General features: G+C 47.9%; 20 protein-coding genes. 11 read left to right on the forward strand and 9 right to left on the reverse strand.

The annotated features are described in order from the left end of the window. Positions 1-3: 3 nt before the first annotated feature. The gene (locus WCY20_RS06710) at positions 4-900 is read right to left on the reverse strand and encodes a D-hexose-6-phosphate mutarotase (protein ID WP_345978033.1); all 897 of its coding nucleotides are present in this window, start codon (positions 898-900) and stop codon (positions 4-6) included. 213 nt (positions 901-1,113) lie between these two features. On the opposite strand from WCY20_RS06710, the gene WCY20_RS06715 reads away from it, so the two are divergent. Genes WCY20_RS06715 through WCY20_RS06725 form a run of 3 tightly spaced genes read left to right on the forward strand, consistent with a single transcriptional unit; the run spans position 1,114 to position 2,825 of the window. Further along, on the forward strand, positions 1,114-2,022 hold the full coding sequence (locus WCY20_RS06715; RefSeq protein ID WP_345978034.1) for a patatin-like phospholipase family protein: 909 nt from the start codon (positions 1,114-1,116) through the stop codon (positions 2,020-2,022). Between the two features lie 26 nt (positions 2,023-2,048). Continuing rightward, entirely contained in the window at positions 2,049-2,327 is a 279-nt protein-coding gene (locus WCY20_RS06720) for a hypothetical protein (RefSeq protein WP_345978035.1), read from the forward strand. Positions 2,328-2,336: 9 nt separating this feature from the next. After that, positions 2,337-2,825 (forward strand): phage holin family protein, encoded by a 489-nt coding sequence (locus WCY20_RS06725; RefSeq protein ID WP_345978036.1) that lies wholly within the window; start codon positions 2,337-2,339, stop codon positions 2,823-2,825. A gap of 155 nt (positions 2,826-2,980) precedes the next feature. On the opposite strand, the gene WCY20_RS06730 is transcribed toward WCY20_RS06725, so the two are convergent. The 5 genes from WCY20_RS06730 to tgt form a co-directional block, all read right to left on the reverse strand. Then, entirely contained in the window at positions 2,981-4,375 is a 1,395-nt protein-coding gene (locus WCY20_RS06730) for a Do family serine endopeptidase (protein ID WP_345978037.1), read from the reverse strand. 141 nt (positions 4,376-4,516) lie between these two features. Further along, the gene (locus WCY20_RS06735; protein ID WP_345978038.1) at positions 4,517-4,729 is read right to left on the reverse strand and encodes a hypothetical protein; all 213 of its coding nucleotides are present in this window, start codon (positions 4,727-4,729) and stop codon (positions 4,517-4,519) included. A 106-nt stretch (positions 4,730-4,835) separates the two neighbouring features. Further along, positions 4,836-5,762 (reverse strand): 4-hydroxythreonine-4-phosphate dehydrogenase, encoded by a 927-nt coding sequence (gene pdxA, locus WCY20_RS06740; RefSeq protein ID WP_345978039.1) that lies wholly within the window; start codon positions 5,760-5,762, stop codon positions 4,836-4,838. After that, on the reverse strand, positions 5,750-6,532 hold the full coding sequence (locus WCY20_RS06745) for a pyridoxine 5'-phosphate synthase (RefSeq protein WP_345978225.1): 783 nt from the start codon (positions 6,530-6,532) through the stop codon (positions 5,750-5,752). Before WCY20_RS06745 ends, pdxA begins: the two co-directional genes overlap by 13 nt. A gap of 7 nt (positions 6,533-6,539) precedes the next feature. Beyond that, positions 6,540-7,658, reverse strand: coding sequence for a tRNA guanosine(34) transglycosylase Tgt (tgt, locus tag WCY20_RS06750; RefSeq protein ID WP_345978041.1), 1,119 nt, complete (start codon positions 7,656-7,658; stop codon positions 6,540-6,542). 100 nt (positions 7,659-7,758) lie between these two features. On the opposite strand from tgt, the gene WCY20_RS06755 reads away from it, so the two are divergent. The 8 genes from WCY20_RS06755 to WCY20_RS06790 all read left to right on the forward strand — a co-directional run bounded on the left by WCY20_RS06755 (position 7,759) and on the right by WCY20_RS06790 (position 17,440). Beyond that, positions 7,759-9,165: a TrkA C-terminal domain-containing protein gene (locus WCY20_RS06755; RefSeq protein ID WP_345978042.1), complete on the forward strand. Its 1,407-nt coding sequence runs from the start codon at positions 7,759-7,761 to the stop codon at positions 9,163-9,165. 124 nt (positions 9,166-9,289) lie between these two features. Then, entirely contained in the window at positions 9,290-10,339 is a 1,050-nt protein-coding gene (aroB, locus tag WCY20_RS06760) for a 3-dehydroquinate synthase (protein WP_345978043.1), read from the forward strand. Further along, a complete protein-coding gene (locus tag WCY20_RS06765; RefSeq protein ID WP_345978045.1) occupies positions 10,326-12,032 on the forward strand; it encodes a mechanosensitive ion channel domain-containing protein in 1,707 nt (568 codons plus the stop codon). The genes aroB and WCY20_RS06765 overlap by 14 nt, the downstream gene beginning before the upstream one ends. Then, the gene (gene mtaB / locus WCY20_RS06770; RefSeq protein WP_345978046.1) at positions 12,032-13,282 is read left to right on the forward strand and encodes a tRNA (N(6)-L-threonylcarbamoyladenosine(37)-C(2))-methylthiotransferase MtaB; all 1,251 of its coding nucleotides are present in this window, start codon (positions 12,032-12,034) and stop codon (positions 13,280-13,282) included. Before WCY20_RS06765 ends, mtaB begins: the two co-directional genes overlap by 1 nt. Next, positions 13,269-14,915 carry an AAA family ATPase gene (locus WCY20_RS06775; RefSeq protein ID WP_345978048.1) on the forward strand — a complete coding sequence of 549 codons (1,647 nt, stop codon included), beginning with the start codon at positions 13,269-13,271 and terminating at the stop codon, positions 14,913-14,915. Before mtaB ends, WCY20_RS06775 begins: the two co-directional genes overlap by 14 nt. Next, positions 14,905-15,423 carry a pimelyl-ACP methyl ester esterase BioV gene (gene bioV, locus WCY20_RS06780; protein WP_345978050.1) on the forward strand — a complete coding sequence of 173 codons (519 nt, stop codon included), beginning with the start codon at positions 14,905-14,907 and terminating at the stop codon, positions 15,421-15,423. Before WCY20_RS06775 ends, bioV begins: the two co-directional genes overlap by 11 nt. Then, the gene (gene mog, locus WCY20_RS06785) at positions 15,416-15,949 is read left to right on the forward strand and encodes a molybdopterin adenylyltransferase (protein ID WP_345978051.1); all 534 of its coding nucleotides are present in this window, start codon (positions 15,416-15,418) and stop codon (positions 15,947-15,949) included. The genes bioV and mog overlap by 8 nt, the downstream gene beginning before the upstream one ends. A gap of 411 nt (positions 15,950-16,360) precedes the next feature. Continuing rightward, entirely contained in the window at positions 16,361-17,440 is a 1,080-nt protein-coding gene (locus WCY20_RS06790) for a HAMP domain-containing sensor histidine kinase (protein WP_345978052.1), read from the forward strand. 26 nt (positions 17,441-17,466) lie between these two features. Here WCY20_RS06790 and WCY20_RS06795 read toward each other — a convergent pair whose 3' ends face one another. From WCY20_RS06795 to WCY20_RS06805, 3 genes are all read right to left on the reverse strand, one after another. Next, entirely contained in the window at positions 17,467-18,243 is a 777-nt protein-coding gene (locus tag WCY20_RS06795) for an exodeoxyribonuclease III (protein ID WP_345978053.1), read from the reverse strand. A 118-nt stretch (positions 18,244-18,361) separates the two neighbouring features. Then, positions 18,362-19,066: a DNA alkylation repair protein gene (locus tag WCY20_RS06800; protein ID WP_345978054.1), complete on the reverse strand. Its 705-nt coding sequence runs from the start codon at positions 19,064-19,066 to the stop codon at positions 18,362-18,364. Between the two features lie 45 nt (positions 19,067-19,111). Continuing rightward, positions 19,112-20,113, reverse strand: a complete 1,002-nt coding sequence (locus WCY20_RS06805) for an MraY family glycosyltransferase (RefSeq protein WP_345978055.1) — start codon at positions 20,111-20,113, stop codon at positions 19,112-19,114. Between the last annotated feature and the right edge of the window lie 18 nt (positions 20,114-20,131).

Genomic DNA, 20,131 nt, shown 5'->3' on the forward strand with positions numbered 1-20,131 from the left:
GCGCTAGTGTTTTTGTACCGAGACCTTCTGTGTGATCATACAGGATTCGCCGGGCTGCAGGCTCTTCGCATCGGAGAGGGCATTGGTCGTCTCGATGCAGAGGAACTTCCTGTAGGCGTCGCCCGGCAGATCATGAATGCCGCTCTCCTGCCATGGGTTCCAGATCGTGGTGGAGTCGCTCCCCTCTTTTTCGATGATGATCGTGCGTTTAAGCAGCGGATCAATGATCCTGCAGGTGGCTTGGGTCGGGATGTAGACGCGGTTGACCGTGCGGCTGACGTGAAGCGAGGCTGTTTCTGTCTTCTCTTTTCTGCCATCGACGTAGTCCACAAAAGGGGTCCCCTCGACGCCTCTTACCTCGGCCGACTCGATGTCACCGATAAAGAAGTAGCTGTGGAGTGCCTGCGTAAGCGTGAACGGCAATTTCGAGGTGTTGGTTGTCTTGTGCGAGACGCTAAGGTTTCTGCCGATGGTGAAGGTGAGTTCAAGCTCGAAAGAGTGGGGCCATAACTCCAGGCTCTGTGCATTCTCTATAAGAGTGAGGACGACCTCCGTCTCCCCGCTCCCGAGCACGCGAGTATTTTTGAGCTGCCAGAGCATGTCACGGGCAAAGCCGTGTTGGGGTTTGGTACTCTCCGTCGGGTGTGGGCCAAACCAAGGCCAGCAGATCGGTATGCCGGCATGAACCGTTTTGGAGGCAGCGAAGATCGTCTTCTTACCGTTAAAGATGACCGCCTCTTCGCCTTTGGGCTGAAAATGGGTCAAATTCGCACCGTGCAGATAGATCTCAGCTTCAGCATATTCATTGTCGATAACGATCTTGATCAGCCCGTTCTCTGTCTTATAAAAGTAGAGGTTATCAGGGATCTCATGCAGACGGTACTCTTTCGATATTGGCATAGGCACTCCTTTTATAAAAATTGTAGTCTTTTTCATAATAAGATGTGCTTATGAATAAGAGAAGAGACAATGAAAGAAGATATAATAACCCGGATTATAGAGACAGAGATCACAGTGAATTGTCAAGAAGTATCACTTTTGTTTGATATTTTATTTCACAATGCCTCCCTATAAGCAAACAACGATATTCAGAGATGAGAAACAAGGTATACGATGAAACAAAAAACAGTCTCGCTGGTCTTGGGGAGCGGCGGTGCAAGAGGTATGGCACATATCGGCGTGATCAAATGTCTTGAAGAGCACGGTTATAAGATCGAATCGGTTTCGGGCTGTTCGATGGGGGCACTGGTCGGCGGTTTTTATGCTGCCGGCAAGCTGGACAACTACACCGAATGGCTGCGCAAGATCGACACCCTGGACATGCTAAAACTGCTTGACCTCAAGGGATCGGGCGGCCTGGTTTCGGGTGAGACCCTGATGGAGAAGATGAGAGAGCTTGTCGGTGATCCGTTGATCGAGGAGCTTCCGATCAAGTTCACGGCGGTTGCTTCGGACGTCAAAGAGGAGAAAGAGATCTGGATCAACAGAGGTTCGCTGATGCATGCCGTCCGCGCCTCTATCTCGATACCGCTTTTCTTTACCCCGCATCAGCATATCGGACGGCTGTTGATCGACGGCGGGGTGCTCAATCCTGTCCCCATCGCCCCTACCTTTGACGACAACACCGACCTGACGATCGCCGTCAACCTTGGGGGTGATATAGAGCCGAATCTCTTTCCGCCGAAGAAAGAGATAGACCGCTCGGTTTCAGCCCGTATCAAAGAGTATTTGCAGAACATAGCGATACCCGATACGATTATGCAGGAGTACGGCATGTATGAGATCGTCAGCCAGTCGATAGAAGCGATGCAGGGGACGATAGCCCGCATGAAACTCGCTGCCTATCCGCCGGATATGGTGATCGAGATTCCGCGCAACCTTTGCGGTATGATGGAGTTCAACCGCGCAAACGAGATCATCGAATACGGCTACCGGATCTGCGGCAAGAGGTTGAACGGCGGGACGGCAGGATCGGGTGTAAAAGCACTTGTGCTGACAGATCAGTTGCCGGATGTAGTATAATAAAATTGGAGCAGGAGGAAAAAAGTATGGCAAAGATGAGCATGGAAGAGGAGATCAAATATCTCCGTGAAGAGGTCGAACGCCTCAAAAAAGAGGACGCTCAAAACAATCAGCAAGAGTTGGAAGAAGATGAAACACTTGATGCTCTGGTTGACGGGGTGCACAAGATCGAAGATGAGCTTAATGACAAAATGCATGAGATAACGGAGCGGATCAAAGAGGATTATGAGAACATGTCGCCGGTAACGGCTGTCGCGATATTCGCTGCGGGTGCGCTTTTCGGGCGCATCTTTCTATCGAAGTAGGGTAGTCGGATGAACAAAGATGTAACGAAGAAGATCAACCTTCTGGTACGCAGCGAAAAGGCACTCTTAAAGCTTGAGATGCGTCGTACAGGACGTCAGGTGCTCCTGGTAACGGTCGCCGTACTCGCCATTTTGGCGACGCTGGTAATGGTCAATATAGCTGCCTATTTCTATCTGACGGAGACACAGTCGCCTTTTCATGCCGCCTTGATACTGTCGGGTGTTGATCTGGTCATTGCCATTCTCTTTTTGGTTTTTGCATCGCGACAGGAGATCGGCGCCGAAGCTGATGCGATCAATGAGATCCGTGATTACGCCTTGAGCGAGCTGTCCGAAGATTTTGAAGAGATCAGGCTAGAGGCTTTGGAGATACGAAACAGCTTTTCAAAAGTGAGCAGCGGTATCAGCTCTGTTTTTAACAGGGACTTCTCAGCACTTAAGTCGATTTTCCCAATTGTCGAGATGGTCTTTGAAGCACGAAAAAAAAATAAGCAATAAAGCTGTCAAGCAGTTTGATACTGACGGCTGCGTCGGCCGACAGGCGTAACGCAGAGACCTTCTGTGCACTTTTGCCCGGATGCCGCTTTGGCGATCGCATTTGACTTTTGGATGCCGGGCCTTGAGATATAAAGTCGAAAGATAGCAGTTAGGCCCTACTTAATAACGGTTACAAAGATACGTCCGCCGCGATTGATATAGAGGCGCTTGTATTTGTCTTTGTATTTTTTAAGTACCTTGCTTAGCGCCGCGATGTCAGGGGTGAGATGTTTCTCGATCTGGACGATGACATCGCCGCGGCGTAGATTTTGATCATACGCTTCACTCGATACGTCGACCTCTGTGATCAAGACCCCTTCTATATCATCTGCGATACGGTAGCTGTAACGCGTTTGCGCATCAAGGTTGCTCAACTGTACCCCCTCAAGAAGTGATGTGTCTGCCTGGGCATATAGCTGATCTGTACTGAGATCGCCCAGTTTGAGCTCGAGTGTTTTGACCTTTCCATCTCTTTCAAATACAACAGTTATCGTCGTGTCCGGTTTATATTCTCCTATGATATTTTTCAAGGCGGCTGCACTTTCAACGCTCTTCTGGTCGATTTCAGTGATCAGATCGCCACGCTGCAAACCGGCTTTTTCTGCCGGTGAGTCAGGCGATATCTGTACGATCATTGCCCCTTTGGAACTTTTGTAGAGTTTGCGCAACTCTTTATTGAGGTTGGCGATAGAGACACCGAGATACCCTCTGGCTATTGAGCCGCTCTCTATCAGCTGTTTGGTGATGTTTCGCACCATATCGACCTCGATGGCAAAACCGATGCCGTTGTTGCCGCCGCTTCTGGTCATGATGGCAGAGTTGATGCCGATGAGAGCGCCCCGGCTGTCTACCAAAGCGCCACCGGAGTTTCCGGGATTGATGGGCGCATCGGTCTGGATGAAGTTCTCATACTCATTAATACCGACACTGTCCTTATGCTGGGCAGAGATGATCCCCTGTGTCACACTCTGTCCGACACCGAAAGGGTTGCCGATCGCAAAGACGACATCGCCGATCTCAAGCGTGTCGGAGTGGCCCATCAAGATGGCATGAAGCTCTTTTTTTGTCTCTATCTTGATGACGGCAAGGTCGGATTTCGGGTCTTTGCCAATGACCTTTGCCGCATACTCGGTCGAGTCGCCGCTGATACTTACCGAAATCTCATCAGCGTTGTCGATGACATGATTGTTGGTAACAATGTAGCCGTCACTCGAGATAATGACGCCGGAACCCAGTCCCTGACGCGGCTGGAACTCTCTTGGAATTCTACCTTGCCCGAAGAACTGCTCAAAAAAAGGGTGTATTTGCGGGCTTTGGCTTGCCGTATTTTCTTTGGTCGAGATAAAGACGATAGAGGCCGTTGCTTCTTTGATCGCGTCATTGTAAGACAGAATAGTTTGTTTGCTTGCAGGCATCGTACGCACCGTCACCTCAGGCGCGTCGTTAAAAGTGATGGATGATGCACTCAGTGCCAGTGTTAAAACAGTTGAAAGTAATATACTTTTTTTCATAGTAAACCTTTAATGTTTTATTATACGTACAAAGTATAAATCTTCTAGGTAAATAAGACGTAAATTGATGTTAAACGGAGGGTTAACAGACAGTCAAGAGAGATAAAACGTGCAGAGCAAACGAGCAGAAAAGGAGATCTTTTAGCTATAACTTTCCCAGGGCTCTTCGAATATATTGTTCATCGGCTCAATATGTTTTTCTATCTTTCCGTTCATCGAATTCGCAAGATTCATGGCTTTGTCAAAATCGGTGCACTGCGCGATGATTTCGTCGTAACAGCACTCTTTGTTGTTGATCAAAACAGAATGTTGCACTTTAACCAGATAGGTTACGCACTCCAGTGTATTGTGCATCGTCAATTCCTAAAGATAATATTTATTTATACTATTATAGAGCAAAGACGTCACATAGATATCACAAAATATAATATCTATAAGGCGGTGTGGAAGAGGCGGAAGACTACTTTAAAAGTCCGACGGCAGCGTTGATAGCATTGATATAGCTGAGGGTATTGGCGTGGTTTTGATAGGCAATGTCAAATGCAGTGCCGTGATCGACCGATGTACGGATGATCGGAAGGTTGAGTGAAATATTGACACTTTCGTCAAAGTAGAGCGCCTTGAGCGGGGCCAGACCCTGGTCGTGGTACATCGCTATAAAGTAGGTGTACTGTGCTCTGGAATGCGGTGTAAATGCAATGTCCGGAACGAGAGGGCCGATGAAGAGCTCTTTTCCCAATGCGACATTGATCGTTTTGATAGCTTCGGAGATGATCGTCTCTTCGCTGCCCAAAACGCCGTTGTCACCTGCATGGGGATTAAGACCGAGTACGGCCACTTTTTGATCGCCTATGGCGCGATGAAAATCTTCCAGGAAAGTGACGAGACGCTCAAGTGTCACTGAACTGGCAACCGCTTGCAGCGGGATGTGCTCGGTGAAAAGAGCGACATAGAGTTTGGAACAGCCCAGCATCATGATGGCATCGCGATCAAAGATATCGCGAAGCATATCGGTGTGGCCTTTGTACTTGATACCGGCGAGTGACCACGCCTCTTTATGGATAGGAAGGGTGACGACAGCGTCCACTTTTTTCTCTTTGGCAAGATCAACGGCCTTGAGGAACGAGTGGTAGCTGAACTCGCCGGAACGCTCGGAGACAACACCGGGTTCAATATCGATATCCCCGCCCACCTCTTCGAGTTCAAAATCATCCGGTATGGTCATGTTTAAAAGTTTTGCGGCTTTTAAAAGCAAGGCTCTGTTGATACAGTAGATCGGTTGAACTGTTTTTGAGATCTCTTCATGCGCTTTGAGTGCAATCTCGATGCCGACACCGTTGATGTCTCCCACACTGACAGCGATGCGAGGTCTTGTTAGCGTTGACATAGTGCTTTCATCTCTTTGACGGCAGAGGCAAGACCGCTAAAGACCGAACGGGCGACGATGCTTTGGCCGATATTGAGTTCGGTAATGGTGTCGATATCGACCATCGCCTTGACATTCTGATAATTAAGGCCGTGTCCGGCGGCAACGGCAAGCTGTATGGACCTGGCATGCGATGCACTTGTCTTGATGGCATCGAGTGCTTCCTGAAGTTTGGATTTTAACTCGTCACGGGGCAGGTCGAGCTCCTCAATGGCATGATGGGAATAGGGAAGAGAGGAGTAGAGCATCGCGTAGATATTGGCATAGTGGCCGGTATGCAGCTCGACCATGTCGGCATCGAGGGCATGACTCTGTTCAACAGCGTTGATCGCGGGATCGATAAAGAGGGAGACCTCGATCTGGGCATCATGCAGACGCTCAATCGCGTCACTGATGGCATCGCTTTTGCCGATGACATCCAGACCGCCTTCGGTGGTCACTTCGGCACGGTTCTCGGGTACCAATGTGGCGCGGTGAGGCTTAAGCTTGCAGACGATGTCGATGATATCGGGATTGATAGAACACTCCAGGTTGACCGGTACCGGCGAGGAGGCGATGATCTTTTTGGCGTCGTTGTCATGGATATGGCGGCGGTCTTCACGCAGGTGGATGGTGATCTGGTCCGCCCCGTTCTGTGCACAGATGCCAAGCGCCATTAACGGGTCGGGATCGTTGATCTTGCGTGCTTCGCGCAAGACGGCGATATGGTCGATGTTGACACCGAGTGTCATCGGTTCCTTAACTGCGTTTGGCATAGAAATCCTCCTTGAACGCCTGAAACCTGTCCTCTAAAATAGCCTGTCGCATCTGCTTCATCAGCGTGAGATAGTAGTGCAGGTTGTGAATCGTCGCAAGACGAAAAAAGGTGATCTCGCGGGAACGGAAAAGGTGGTTCATATAGGCACGCGAATAGCGCTTGCAGGTCATACAATCACATTCAGGATCGATCGGCGCTGCGTCCTCTTTGAATTTTGCTCCCCTGATGTTGATGCGGCCGAACGAGGTGAAGAGGGTGCCGTTGCGTGCATTGCGCGTCGGCATGACGCAGTCGAACATGTCGATGCCGCGTTCGACGTTTTCAACCAGGTCTTCAGGTGTTCCTACACCCATAAGATAGCGCGGTTTATCTTCGGGCATATACTGCACCGTATGCTCGACCGTATCATACATATCCTCGTTGGTTTCACCGACAGAGAGACCGCCGATGGCAAAGCCGTCATAGTCCAGGGTGCACAGTTCCGTTGCCGATTTGGTACGGAAGGCCTTATCGGTACCGCCCTGGATGATGGCAAAGATGTTCTGATCGGAGCCGGTCCCTTCTTGCTGTTTTTCGCGGAAGTATTTGATCGACTGTTTGGCCCACTCCGTTGTGCGTTCGATAGAGAGTTTGATGCGTTCCTGCGTTGCGGGAAGTGCCACAAGGTCGTCGAGAATCATCATAATGTCCGAACCGAGGTTGTGCTGGATGTCGATGACTTTCTCAGGGGTAAAATAGTGTTTGGATCCGTCGATATGGCTTCGGAACTCGATCCCGTTGGCGTCGGCTTTGGAAATGTCGCTGAGACTGAAGGCCTGAAACCCGCCGCTGTCGGTCAGGAAGCTTTTGGGGTAGGTGGTGAATTTATGCAGTTTGCCCATCTTGTGGACCGTCTCGTCTCCAGGACGGAGATACATATGGTAGGTGTTGGCTAGAATGATCTCGGCACCGAGCAGATCATGCATGTCCGCCATATCGAGTGCTTTAACAGAACCTAATGTACCTACGGGCATAAAAACCGGCGTGGTAATTGTAGAGTGTGCTGTTTTGATGGTACAGGCACGCGCCTTACCGCTTTGGGCTTCAAGGGTGAATTCCATGGGTCTCCAAAAATAAAATAAAGTGTGTGATTTTAGCACATTCCTTCCAAGCTCCCGCAATATGCTACAATCACATCAGAAAAAAAAGGGCACGGTGCGCATGAAAAAGATCTTGATAATCAGCGACAGTACGATTGGACGCCATTTTATCCAGCGGGCTATTGATACGTTTACCAAAGACAATATCTACTATGTCATTCAGCCTAAAGCGGTAGTGTTTGAAAATGCGCCGGTATCCCGTTTTAAATTTTTTGAATTTGATCCGACAAGTCTCTACAAACTCTCGAATGTGTTGAAAATGGAGTTCAGCCAGGTCTTCATCGCGATGAAAAACCCTACGGACATCGAGAACACCATCGCCAATATCCGCATCTCCAAGAAACAGCTGCGCATCATTGTCATCGATCACTGGGCCTTGAAACTCGAAGACTCCAATATTGTCCAGGTCAACACCAACGAGATCCTTGCCTCGCATATGTTCGACTACCTGCCTAATGTACCGGTCATCGCACAGAATGTCGGTCTAGGTGAAGGGGAGATCATGGAGGTGCTGGTACCGTTTGGCAGCTCTTTCGTCTACCGTCATATCGGTGTCATTGAACAGAACAACTGGCGCATCGTCGGCATCTACCGAGACGGAAAACTGCTGTTGCCTGAAGAACGGCGTATGATCCATCCCAACGATCAGCTTCTTCTGGTCGGTGATCCGGCTGTATTGAATTCGGTCTACCGTGCGATCAAACGTGAAATTGGACAGTTCCCTCAACCCTTCGGAACGAATCTCTATCTTTTTGTCGACATGCTTAAAGAGGACAAAAAAGAGATACTTCATCTGGTGGAGAAAGCGATTGCAGTCCATGCATACTTTAAAAACCGTCTTGTCATCAAGGTCTGCAATCCGGGTGATATCGGGATTTTGACAAAGATTAAAGAGAAACGTGATGAACGCGTGATTGTTGATGTGGATTATAAAGAGAGCTATATCGACGATGTCGTTTTAAACGATGTCAAAAACTATGATATCGGTTTGATCATGGTCTCATCGAAGATGTTTGCGAAAGATAAAATGCGGGAGATCCTTTTTGATGCCAATGTGCCGATCCTCTCATTGGCAAAACGTTCCGTTGCCAAGATCCGTGATACGGTGCTGATCCTAAATGACAATAAGGACCTTGAAAAGATATCAACAACCGTTTTTGACCTCTCCTCGCAGATGGGGTACAACCTTGAACTGCTGAAAAATGAAAGTGAAGAGAGCAGTGAACAAGATGAGATCGTCGAGCATTATCGCAATCTTTCGGCTATCTTCTCCAAAAATATTCATGTCAATTTCCATCACGACAATCCGATACGAAAGCTCTCCAGACGGGAGAACTTTTTGCACTGTATCCCTTTCACCGAGAATGTATTGCAGGCGAAAGGTTCGACACTTTTCTCTACGGACATCGAGTCGCTTTATCACAAGCTCAACAGCTATCATCAGCTTTTTATTCCGATCAAGATCTAAGGCCTTGCCTCCACATTGCTTCACTTTAGGAAAAAGCTTTTTTCAGAGGCCGTTTATTCACTGTTTTTTAAGTTGGTGTAAAGTATTATCTTTATTATAATTTATAAAGATAATGGACCATTAAATGACCATCGATATCAACCTCAAAAAAGAGATCGATCTCTCCTATCAAGTGATCATTGACCCGCTTTCTCAGCTCAGTTTTGACACCAAAGTTGCTGTTGTGACAAACCCGACCGTCTCCGCGTTTCATCTGGAATATTTAACCTCAAAGATCAATGCAAAAGAGCTGCACATCATCACTGTGCCTGACGGTGAACAGTACAAAAACTGGCAGAGCATCGAGATGATCCTGGATGGGATGTTTGAAGCGCGTTTTAACCGGAACTCGCTTCTGATCGCCTTTGGCGGAGGAGTGATCGGAGACATGACCGGCTTCGCCGCCAGTATCTACCAGCGCGGTATCGATTTTATTCAGATACCGACGACACTGTTGGCTCAGGTCGATGCAAGTGTCGGCGGCAAGACAGGTTTCAACAACAAATACGGGAAGAACCTGGTGGGGGCTTTCCATCAGCCCAAAGCGGTGTACGCCGATGCCTCGTTTTTGAAGACTCTGCCAAAGCGTGAGTTTGCCGCGGGTGTTGCTGAAGTCATCAAGATGGCTGTCTGCTTCGATGCCGACTTTTTTGCATGGTTGGAGTCCGCGGACCTGGGTGATGAGAAACAGTTGGCTGAAGCTGTCGCAAAGTCGGTTATGACCAAAGCCCGGGTTGTGGCCAAGGATGAAAAAGAGAGAGGGCTTCGTGCCGCGCTGAACTATGGTCATACCTTCGGGCATGTGATCGAAAACGAGACCGACTACACCGGTTTCCTGCATGGTGAAGCTGTCGCGATCGGGATGGTCATGGCCAATGATACGGCTGTTGAACTCGGATGGATGAGCAGCGACGAAGCACAGCGTGTCAAAACATTGTTGGAGCGTTATGATCTGCCGGTCAGCTATACGATCAAAGATGTTGACCGTTTTTACGAGACATTTTATCTGGATAAAAAGAGTGCGGATTCGGCGATAACGTTCATTATTCCAAGATCTCTGGGCGGGGTAGAGATCACCGATGCCATCGATGCGTCAACGATTAAAAAGGTACTGGAGCGTTATGCGGTTAATTAATCTACGACTTTGTTTTGCTGTTCTCTTGCTGCAGACAGCACTTTTGGCAGCGCCCGAAGCAGTGGAGGTTGACAGCAACAGCAGCGATGACGACAGCGTTGCCCAGGAGCTGCTGATCCAATCATCGATTGCCGAGAACGAACGTCTTATCCAAGAAAAGAGGCTCGAGAGCATCGCCGAACAGTCGGAAGAGCTCAGGAGAGTCGATGACCTTTTAGCAAAAGACAACATCTGGGTAAAGAGCTACAGTTCTCATATCGCTTACGCACAGGTGCGTGAAGACCTCATTAACCTCCAAGACGAGATCAAGGAACTGACAGGCAAGCGTCATAAAAGTGCGCATGACGAAGAGCTACTGGAAGACCTTAACAGCAAAGAGAAGATTCTCTCACAGCAGTTTGAGCTGCTGAAGAAACAACAGGGTGAAAGTGCTTTTGCAGCGCTGCTGCAGCCCGAAGAGATCGAAGAGATTCCGGTACTTTCGAATCCTGTCGATATTTTTACGGCCGTTTCTTTTATCAAACATCTCGAGGAGATCTATGCCGACTACAACAAGCGCGGCACAGAACTCAATGAGGTTATCTCCCTGCTGGAGAAGAAAAAAGAGATCTTGAACAGTCTCATCGCTATACACGAAAACGGCGATTATGCAAGTGCCCTGAGCGACACGATCAAGCGTCTTGACAAATTTACGAACGCAAGAGAGATCTTGGAGATCACCGCGAACATCTATGATAAACGCATCGACGAGATCGAAGTCAAGGTGAACAAACAGATCGAGATGCAGCTTTACAAACTCACCAAGATCGGTCTGATCATCCTTTTCTTGTTCGGGCTCTCTATCTTCCTGAAGATGATGAGTAAAAAGTACATTACGGAAAACGACCGTTTTTACATGGCCAACAAGGTGATCAATTTCGGTAACTTTATACTTATCATGATCATTCTGCTCTTTAACTACATCGAGAATGTCTCCTACCTCGTCACCGTGCTCGGGTTTGCCTCTGCGGGTATCGCCATTGCGATGAAGGACTGGTTTATGTCGATGCTCGGATGGCTGGTGATCGTCCTTGGCGGATCGATCCATGTCGGCGACAGGATCCGTGTCGATATGGACGGAATGCAGTATGTGGGTGATGTCATGGATATCTCCCTGCTAAGAATGACACTGCTCGAAGATATTACCTTGACGACGTATGATGTCAACAGACGGGCAGGGCGGATCATCTTCGTACCGAACAACTATGTCTTTACCCGGATGATCGCCAGTTATTCGCATGATTCGCTCAAGACGGTCTGGGACGGGATCGATATTACGATCACCTTTGATTCCAACCACAGAAAAGCGATGCAGATCGCTAAAGAGGCGGCGCGCAAGTATTCCAAAGGCTACACGGACATCACCCGTAAACAGCTCAATAAACTGCGCCATAAATACAGCCTTAAAAATACCAATGTCGAGCCGCGTATCTTTTCGTTTATCGAGCCTAACGGGCTTAACGTCAGTGTCTGGTACCTTACCAACGCCTATGCGACGCTGACACTGCGCAGTACGATCTCTACCGAGATCATCGATATGTTCAACCAGGAAGATGACATTACGATCGCCTACCCTACGCAACAGCTCAATCTTACGATGAACAAGCGAAAAATGCCACAGCTGCCGGGCAGCAATGAAAATGAGGTTATCTGATGAAGAAAAAAGTTTATGTAAAGACCTTCGGCTGCCGTACCAATCTTTTTGATTCCCAGGTAATGATGAGCAATCTGGAAGATTTTGATATTACGGAGAACGAGGCGGAAGCCGATATTATTATCGTCAACTCCTGTACGGTGACCAACAGTGCCGATGTCGGTGTGCGCGGCTACATCAACAGTATTGAAAAGAGCTCCAGAGCAGAGGTCTATCTGACAGGATGCGGTGCGCATACCAAAGGGGAGTCGCTTTTCGAGAACAAAAAGGTCTTCGGTGTTTTCGGCCAGTCGGAGAAGACCAGGATCAACACATTGCTAAAAGAGAAAGAGCGCTTCTACGAACTCGGCGATCTGAACTTTGTCGATGATACGATCGTCGAGGAGTTTGTGGGCAAGTCCAGAGCTTTTATCAAGATACAGGAAGGGTGTGATTTCCGCTGCTCGTACTGTATTATTCCTTATGTACGCGGGGATTCGCGCTCGATGGATGAGGCCAAGATACTGGAACAGGTCACAACGCTGGCGATCAACGGTTTCGGGGAGTTTATCCTGACGGGGACCAATGTCGGTTCATACGGCCACAGAGAAGAGCGCTCCTTGGCCTCGCTGCTTAAAAAGATGAGTCAGATACGGGGTGTACGCCGTATCCGCCTGGGTTCGCTTGAACCGATACAGATCACCGATGCCTTTGAAGAGCTTTTGGATGAGCCATGGCTTGAAAAGCACCTTCATATTGCACTGCAGCACACGTCGCCGGCCATGCTCAAGATCATGAACCGCCGTAACAAATTTGAAAGCGATATAGCCCTTTTTCAGCGTCTGCGGGAAAAAGGGTATGCGTTGGGGACTGACTTTATTGTCGGTCATCCCGGTGAAACGGAGGCCCTTTGGCAGGAGGCGATGCAAAACCTTAAACGTCTCCCGCTTACCCATGTCCATGCCTTTACCTACTCCAAACGTGACGGGACACCGTCTGCGACGATGAAAGGCGAAGTCAACGGCGCGGTGGCCAAGAAACGTCTAAAAGAGTTGACAGATCTGGTTGACGCAAACAACCTTGCCTTCAGAAAAGAGTTTGCACATCTGCCGCTGGAGGTACTGATTGAGAGTGAGAAAGAGGGCCGCTTCCACGGGCTTGACCAGTTTTTTAACAAGGTAATCATCGAGTCGACGCAGGATCTTGTCGGCAATTGGCTGAATGTAGAGGAGTATCGGGTCGAAAAGGATGGGAACTATGCTCGATTCTAAAAAAAACCGTATAATTCTGATTGCCTCTGCCGCTATTATCATTATACTGGTCGCTTTCGCGGTTTTGCGTGACACGTCGCAGGAAGCCTCTCTGCAACAGGTCAAATCGCTGATTGCAGAGCAGAAGATAGAGCATATCGTTCAGAGTGACGGTTATTTTTACATCAAGACACCGACAGGCCTCTACCGTATTGCATTGACGCAGGTTTCGCCGGAATTGCTGGAAAGCTATGCTGTCGAAGTGGACAAAGAGAGCTCTTATCTTGTATACATCGTTTTTGTTCTTATCGTTCTGGGACTGCTTTCGTATGCCGGACGCTATTGGATGAAACAACAGCACGGCGAAGAGGGCGAAGCCATGCCGTTCGCATCACTTCAGAACAAGGATGAGAGCAGCCAGGTCATCACACCGGTAGAGTCGGATGTCACCTTTGACGATATAGGTGGTATAGCTGATGTCAAACAGGAACTCCAGGAGATCATCGAGTTTCTGCGCAATCCGTCACGGTTTAAATCCTTCGGTGCGCGTATGCCGAGAGGGGTACTGTTGGTCGGTCCTCCCGGTGTCGGCAAAACGATGATTGCCAAAGCGGTTGCCGCGGAGGCGGGGGTGCCCTTCTATTACCAGAGTGCGGCCTCTTTTGTACAGATCTATGTCGGCATGGGAGCAAAACGCGTGCATGAACTTTTCAGCGCAGCCAAAAACAACTCCCCCTCTATCATCTTTATCGATGAGATCGATGCTGTCGGCAAAGAACGCGACGGCAACCGTTCCGATGAGCGCGAAGCGACATTGAACCAGCTGCTCACCGAGATGGACGGTTTTGAAGACAGCAGCGGCGTGATCGTTGTCGCTGCCACCAATAAGATCGATGTTCTGGATGCGGCACTCCTTCGTGCCGGACGTTTCGACAGACGCATATTTGTGGAACTGCCGACACCGGTAGAGCGTAAAGCGATCATCAATACCTACCTCTCGAAAGTGCCGCACAGTCTCAATGTGGATGAGATCGTTCAAATGAGTGTCGGTTTTAACGGCGCTTCGCTTGCTGCACTTGTCAATGAGGCTGCGTTGATGGCACTTCGCGAGCATGAAATGCAGGTGAAGATGGATCATTTCTATGCCGTCAAGGACAAGGTGGCTTACGGGAAAAAGAAGCTCTCCATTCTATCAAAGCAGCAAAAACAGTTCAGAGCCCGCTATTTAGCAGGTAAAGCAGCTTTGGCGTATGCATACGGACTGCCTTTTGAGAAAGTGATGCTCTCCTCGGAGACGATCAAACCGCAGATAGACGCACCGATGATACAAAGCGAGATCGAGGCACATATCAAAGTTCTGCTTGGCGGTATGGCTGCCTGTGATATTCATTTTAATGAGCATGCCAGCAATGTGCAGAATGACCTCAAGCAGGCAAAAAAAATGGCATTGGAGATGGTCGACCTATACGGCATGGGAAATGGTGTTGTCGCTTCGGAACAAGAAGATGTCGCGATTCTCGACAGCCTGTATCAGGATGCAAAAAGCCGTCTCTCCCAGTTTGAGCCTGCTCTGATCTCGATCGAAGAGGTGCTGATGCGTAAAGAGTCCATTACAAAAGATCAAATCGGTGAGTTGATGGCAGATGTACTATAACGGTTTCGCACTTCAGGGGGAGTCGCATTTTTTTGATGCGTTTTTGGCTGAGGGCCCCTATGCACGCAGCGGTTTCAGCTACGGTGCGATCAAAGCGTTCAAGGAGACCTTGAAAAGCGAGAAACGCATCGATACCCTGCAGCTCATCTCGCCAGCATTTTTTCAAAGCAAAAGCGAGAAGTTCAAACGCTTACAGCGCATGGGCTATCAAAAGAGCAGTGATGCCTACATCGCCAATTTTACAAAGAACTGTTTTCTACCGCATGGCGTGCAGGATGTCCTCTTTTCACAGCACTGTTATGAGGAGCTTGACGAACTGTTGAGTTATGAGTGGAAACATGATGAACTGCGCTCTGTTGCCGCCAGAGGGACAAAAATAGAGGTCTACCTGGGCAGTGAAGACAGAATAACCGATGTTGAGGCAGCCTATGCCTTTTTTGTGCCCTTTGCGACGGTCTATCTGATCAAAGGTGCGAACCATTTTTTACAAGGAGAAGAGTATGAGTGAGATTAAGATCGGTGTTATTACCGCTTCAGACAGAGCCAGCGCCGGCATCTATGAGGATATTTCGGGGATGGCGATTCAGGAAACGATGAAAGCGTATCTAAGCAGTGAATTTGAGATCGAATACCGATGCATTCCCGATGAACAGAGCAAGATTGAAGAGACGATGAAAGAGCTGTGCGATGCAGCAGGCTGCTGCCTTGTCGTAACGACAGGCGGAACAGGCCCGGCCCTGCGTGACGTTACACCGGAGGCAACGGAGAATGTCTGTGAAAAGATGATGCCGGGCTTCGGCGAATTGATGCGCCAGGTCTCACTGCAGTATGTCCCGACGGCGATTCTTTCGCGTCAGACAGCTGGTATACGCGGTAAATCGCTCATCATCAACCTGCCGGGTAAACCGAAATCGATCCGTGAGTGTCTGGATGCTGTTTTTCCGGCTGTGCCGTACTGCATCGACTTGATCGAAGGTCCTTACCTTGAGTGCAATGAGAACGTCATCAAGGCCTTCCGTCCAAAAAACAAATGATTTCCCCTTTAATCTCTCCCGCGAGAGATTAATTCCCTCTTTTATAACAATTTATAATTTTTTTAGACGCTTTCTATTGTATACTTGTTGTATTAACCATAAAGGTCTTTTTGTATGCACACTGTCGAGACATCAGCAAAGTTTCAATCGTTAGAATATTATCCAGAGCTTATCTATATGATGACAGGTGGGATGAAAAAGGGTGTGCCGTTAGGAAATTTTCTGAGTTTTACTCTTTTTTGTGCAGTCATGTACCACTATATTCCGATGCCAATTCTTCTTTTGTGGTATGTCGCCCAATCGATAGTGATGATAACCCGTATCCTGTTGGCGCAGAAACTTGAGTTTTATACGAAAAAAAATGACCCATTGAAAGCAAGGTTTCTTAAATACTATATTCTTTCATTATTCATGACAGCATTTTTTTGGGGGTTGACCAGCTGGTTGACACTTATCTACGCACCGGTTCTCTACAGCTTTTTTACCATGGCTGTTTTATTGACCTTGTCAGGGGGAGCCACGTTACCCCTTGGATCGGTCTTTCATGCTTTTTTTACTTATAGCGTAACGATCCTGCTGATGTTAAGCAGTTCATTTCTCTACTACGGGGGTGAAGTGCACACCATTATCGCCTTTGTGACGATTGTTGCAATGATCATATTGGTTTTAAGCGGTCACACCTACTTTAGAAAAATAAAGAGGATGATTGAACTTAGTATAGAACTTAAAGAGTTTAACCGCGCATTGGAAGAACGGGTAAAAAGCGAAGTGGCAAAAAATATTGAAAAAGATACACAGCTCATGCACCAGGCCCGTCTGGCACAGGTTGGTGAAATGGTCGGCATGATCGCGCATCAGTGGCGTCAGCCGCTGCATATTATGTCTACAGCAGCAACCGAGATGGATCTTAAGATCCATCTTGACACGATAGACTACAGTTCATGTCAAAAGAACCTTGATACTATCAATACGATGACACAGCACCTCTCCGCAACTATTGATGACTTTAGAGACTTTTTTAAAATAACAAGGGCAAAGGAACGTACCTCATTTGACGAGGTGGTCACGGCAACGCTAAGGATCATAAAAGAGCATATTGAAGACAACAATATCACGCTCCATACCAATCTTCAAAGCAGTGAACTTTTTTACAGTTATCCTAATGAACTTAAGCAGGTACTATTGAACTTGTTGAAAAATGCGGAAGATGTTATCGCTGAAAAAGCTGTAAGCACTCCTCAGATCAGGATTCATACATTTAACGATGAGATGAACATCTTTCTAGAGGTATGCGACAACGGCGGTGGGGTCCCGGCAGAGCTGACGGAATACATATTTGATGCCTACTTCAGTTCAAAACCGCAGGATAAAGGAACCGGCTTGGGGCTTTATATGAGCAAGAAGATCATTGAAGAACATTGTGGCGGCGAGTTGAGCTTTAGAAATGACGACGAAGGGGCATGCTTTCGTATCAGGCTACCGAAAAGCTAGGAATTATTCCCAGATTATATAAAAAATTATAGGGCCAGACGGATACCGACAGGGCAGTGATCGGAGCCGGTGATCTCCTGAAGTATGAAGGCGTCTTCCAGGAGTTCGGCCAGATCATCCGATATAAAGAAGTAGTCGATGCGCCATCCCACATTTTTGGTTCGTGCGCCTGAACGGTATGACCACCAGCTGTACTCATCCTCTTTATCGCCGTGGACGTAGCGGAATGTATCGATGTAGCCGTTGTCGATCAGCCTGTCGATCCAGGCACGCTCTTGAGGAAGGAATCCCGAAGTTTTTGCATTTGCCTTGGGATTTTTAAGGTCGATCTCTCTGTGCGCGGTGTTGACATCGCCGCAGATGATGACCGATTTTCCTTCGTCGCGTAGCGCATTGCAGTGCGCCAGAAAGTCGTCATAAAACTTCATCTTCAGTGCAAGACGCTCTTCGTCTTTCTGCCCGTTTGGAAAGTAGACATTAAAAAGCACAAAATCGCCATAGTCCTGCTCGACGATGCGTCCTTCACGTTCAAGATCGATATTATGCCTGTTATGCGTATATTCGGGTTCCATGAGTGAGAAGGTCGCTGTACCCGAGTACCCTTTTCTTTCGGCGCTGTTGACATTCAGTGCCGTGTATTCTAGTTCAAAAAGATCGCTTGGAATCTGTTCCGGAAGTGCTTTGATCTCTTGGAGACATAAGATGTCAGGCTGACGTTCATCGATCCACTTGAGTGCATCCTTGTTTGCAACGGCACGTATTCCGTTTACGTTCCATGATATGATCTCGATACTCTCTGCCATAGGTCGTCCTGATGTTTTGTTAGGCGTATTTTACACTCTGAAACTATCATCAATCTTATTCGAACAGTTACCTCTGTTGTTACTGCTGTTTTAAAGATATATGCGGGCACTTTAACGCTTATATCTTTCCCTGCATATAGTTTGAGCGTTCTTCAATGCTGAACTTTTCGATGGCGTAGCGCAGCATTGTTCTGGGCATCTTATGATAGTTCTCTTGCAAAAATGCGGTTTCGGCGGCCAGATCCCTTTTCCCGACCTCTCTAAGCATCCAGCCGACAGCTTTGTGGATCAGCTCTTCGGGGTCGTTGAGCAACAGCTTGGCGATTCGAAGTGTATCGGTGAACTGATCATGTTGGATGAAGTGGAAGGTGGCCATAATTGCTATCCTGCGTTCCCAAAGCAGGTCGGACCGTGCAAGTTCGTATAAGACGGCTCTCTCCCTGGTATACAGAAAAACACCGACAATGTAAGGGGCCGAACTGTCGACCAGATCCCAGCTGTTTACGTAGCGCGTGTTGTTAAGATAGAGATGATAGATCGCTTCCTGTTCAGCTGCACTGCTTTTCGAAAAGCGAAAGACCAGCAGGAGTAATGCAAAGAGGCGGACCTCATGATACGCCGACATTAAAAGTTTTTCTATAGTATGAAACGGTGCCGTTTCATACTTCTTGACCGCTTGACGGATGAGAGGGACCCGTATTCCAAGGAACTTGTCACCGAAGCCGTACTCGCCCTCTGCGGTTTTAAAGAACCGTTGAGACTGCTCGGCTGTTTTGGGATCCGCCAAACGATACAGATGGTCGATTATCTCCTGGTATTCCATATCTTACCTCTCAACAGCGATGCAGATTTACCAGTAATGGTGTGTTTAACTTTTATGGCGGTGCTTGATCCGCTGGTCCAGAAGGTTTAAAAAGATATAAAAAAGTATGCCGAAAAGTATAAGGTTCAAGAAGTTATCCGTCTGGTTCAACTGATACCCGATAATCGAAAAAGCGATTTGAACATAGACGATCAAAATAACCGTAAACTTGACATCCATCTTGGCTTTATAGAGAAAATGGTGCATGTGGTTCCTGTCTGCATGGAAGGGTGATATCCCACGTTGGATCCTGCGTGTCATGACAATGAAGGTGTCCAATATCGGCAAGGCGATGATAAAGAGGACGGCTGCCGGAGTCAGATAGGAGAGGGATTGGATACTCAGTATTGAGATAACAAACCCAAGTGTCAATGAACCGCTGTCGCCCATAAATATCATCGCCGGATGCCAGTTAAAAAGCAAAAAAGTAAAAACAGCGATGATAAATAATGAAGAGAGCGTAATTATCAACGTGTCATGGTGAAGAAGGCCGATGGCCAAAAAAGCGCCCAGCATGACCAAGCCGACAGCCCCTGCGAGGCCATCCAGGCCGTCAAGAAGGTTAAAAGCATTCGTAAACCCTGCGATCGCAAAAAAAGTAAACGGCAGTATTAATATAAGGGGAAGCATGACCTCATACCCAAGATAACTACCCAGCGACGATACCTGGATATCGTTCAGATAGAGAATAGTTGTCGCAAAAAAAATGAAGAGGAACTTTATTTTCGGTGTAACGCCCCGCTTGTCATCAATTGCACCGACGATAAAAATGATGAATATAGAGAGATAGATATAATAGTATTCGACGAAATGCGAAAAATTAAAAACCAGAGAGGCGATAAGAACGGCTGAGACAAAACCGATTCCCGCTCCTCTCGGTATGGGGTTTTGATGAACACTGCGTTCATTAGGGATATCCAATAGTCCCAATTTTTCAGCATTGCGCATCAGAAGATAGATGAATAGCAGAGTGAGCAAAAATGTTGCCGCATATACAGTTAAACTCATAATATTGATTATATCTTA

The organism is Sulfurimonas sp. HSL3-7 (genome assembly GCF_039645985.1).
GTDB classification, from domain to species: domain Bacteria; phylum Campylobacterota; class Campylobacteria; order Campylobacterales; family Sulfurimonadaceae; genus Sulfonitrofixus; species Sulfonitrofixus jiaomeiensis.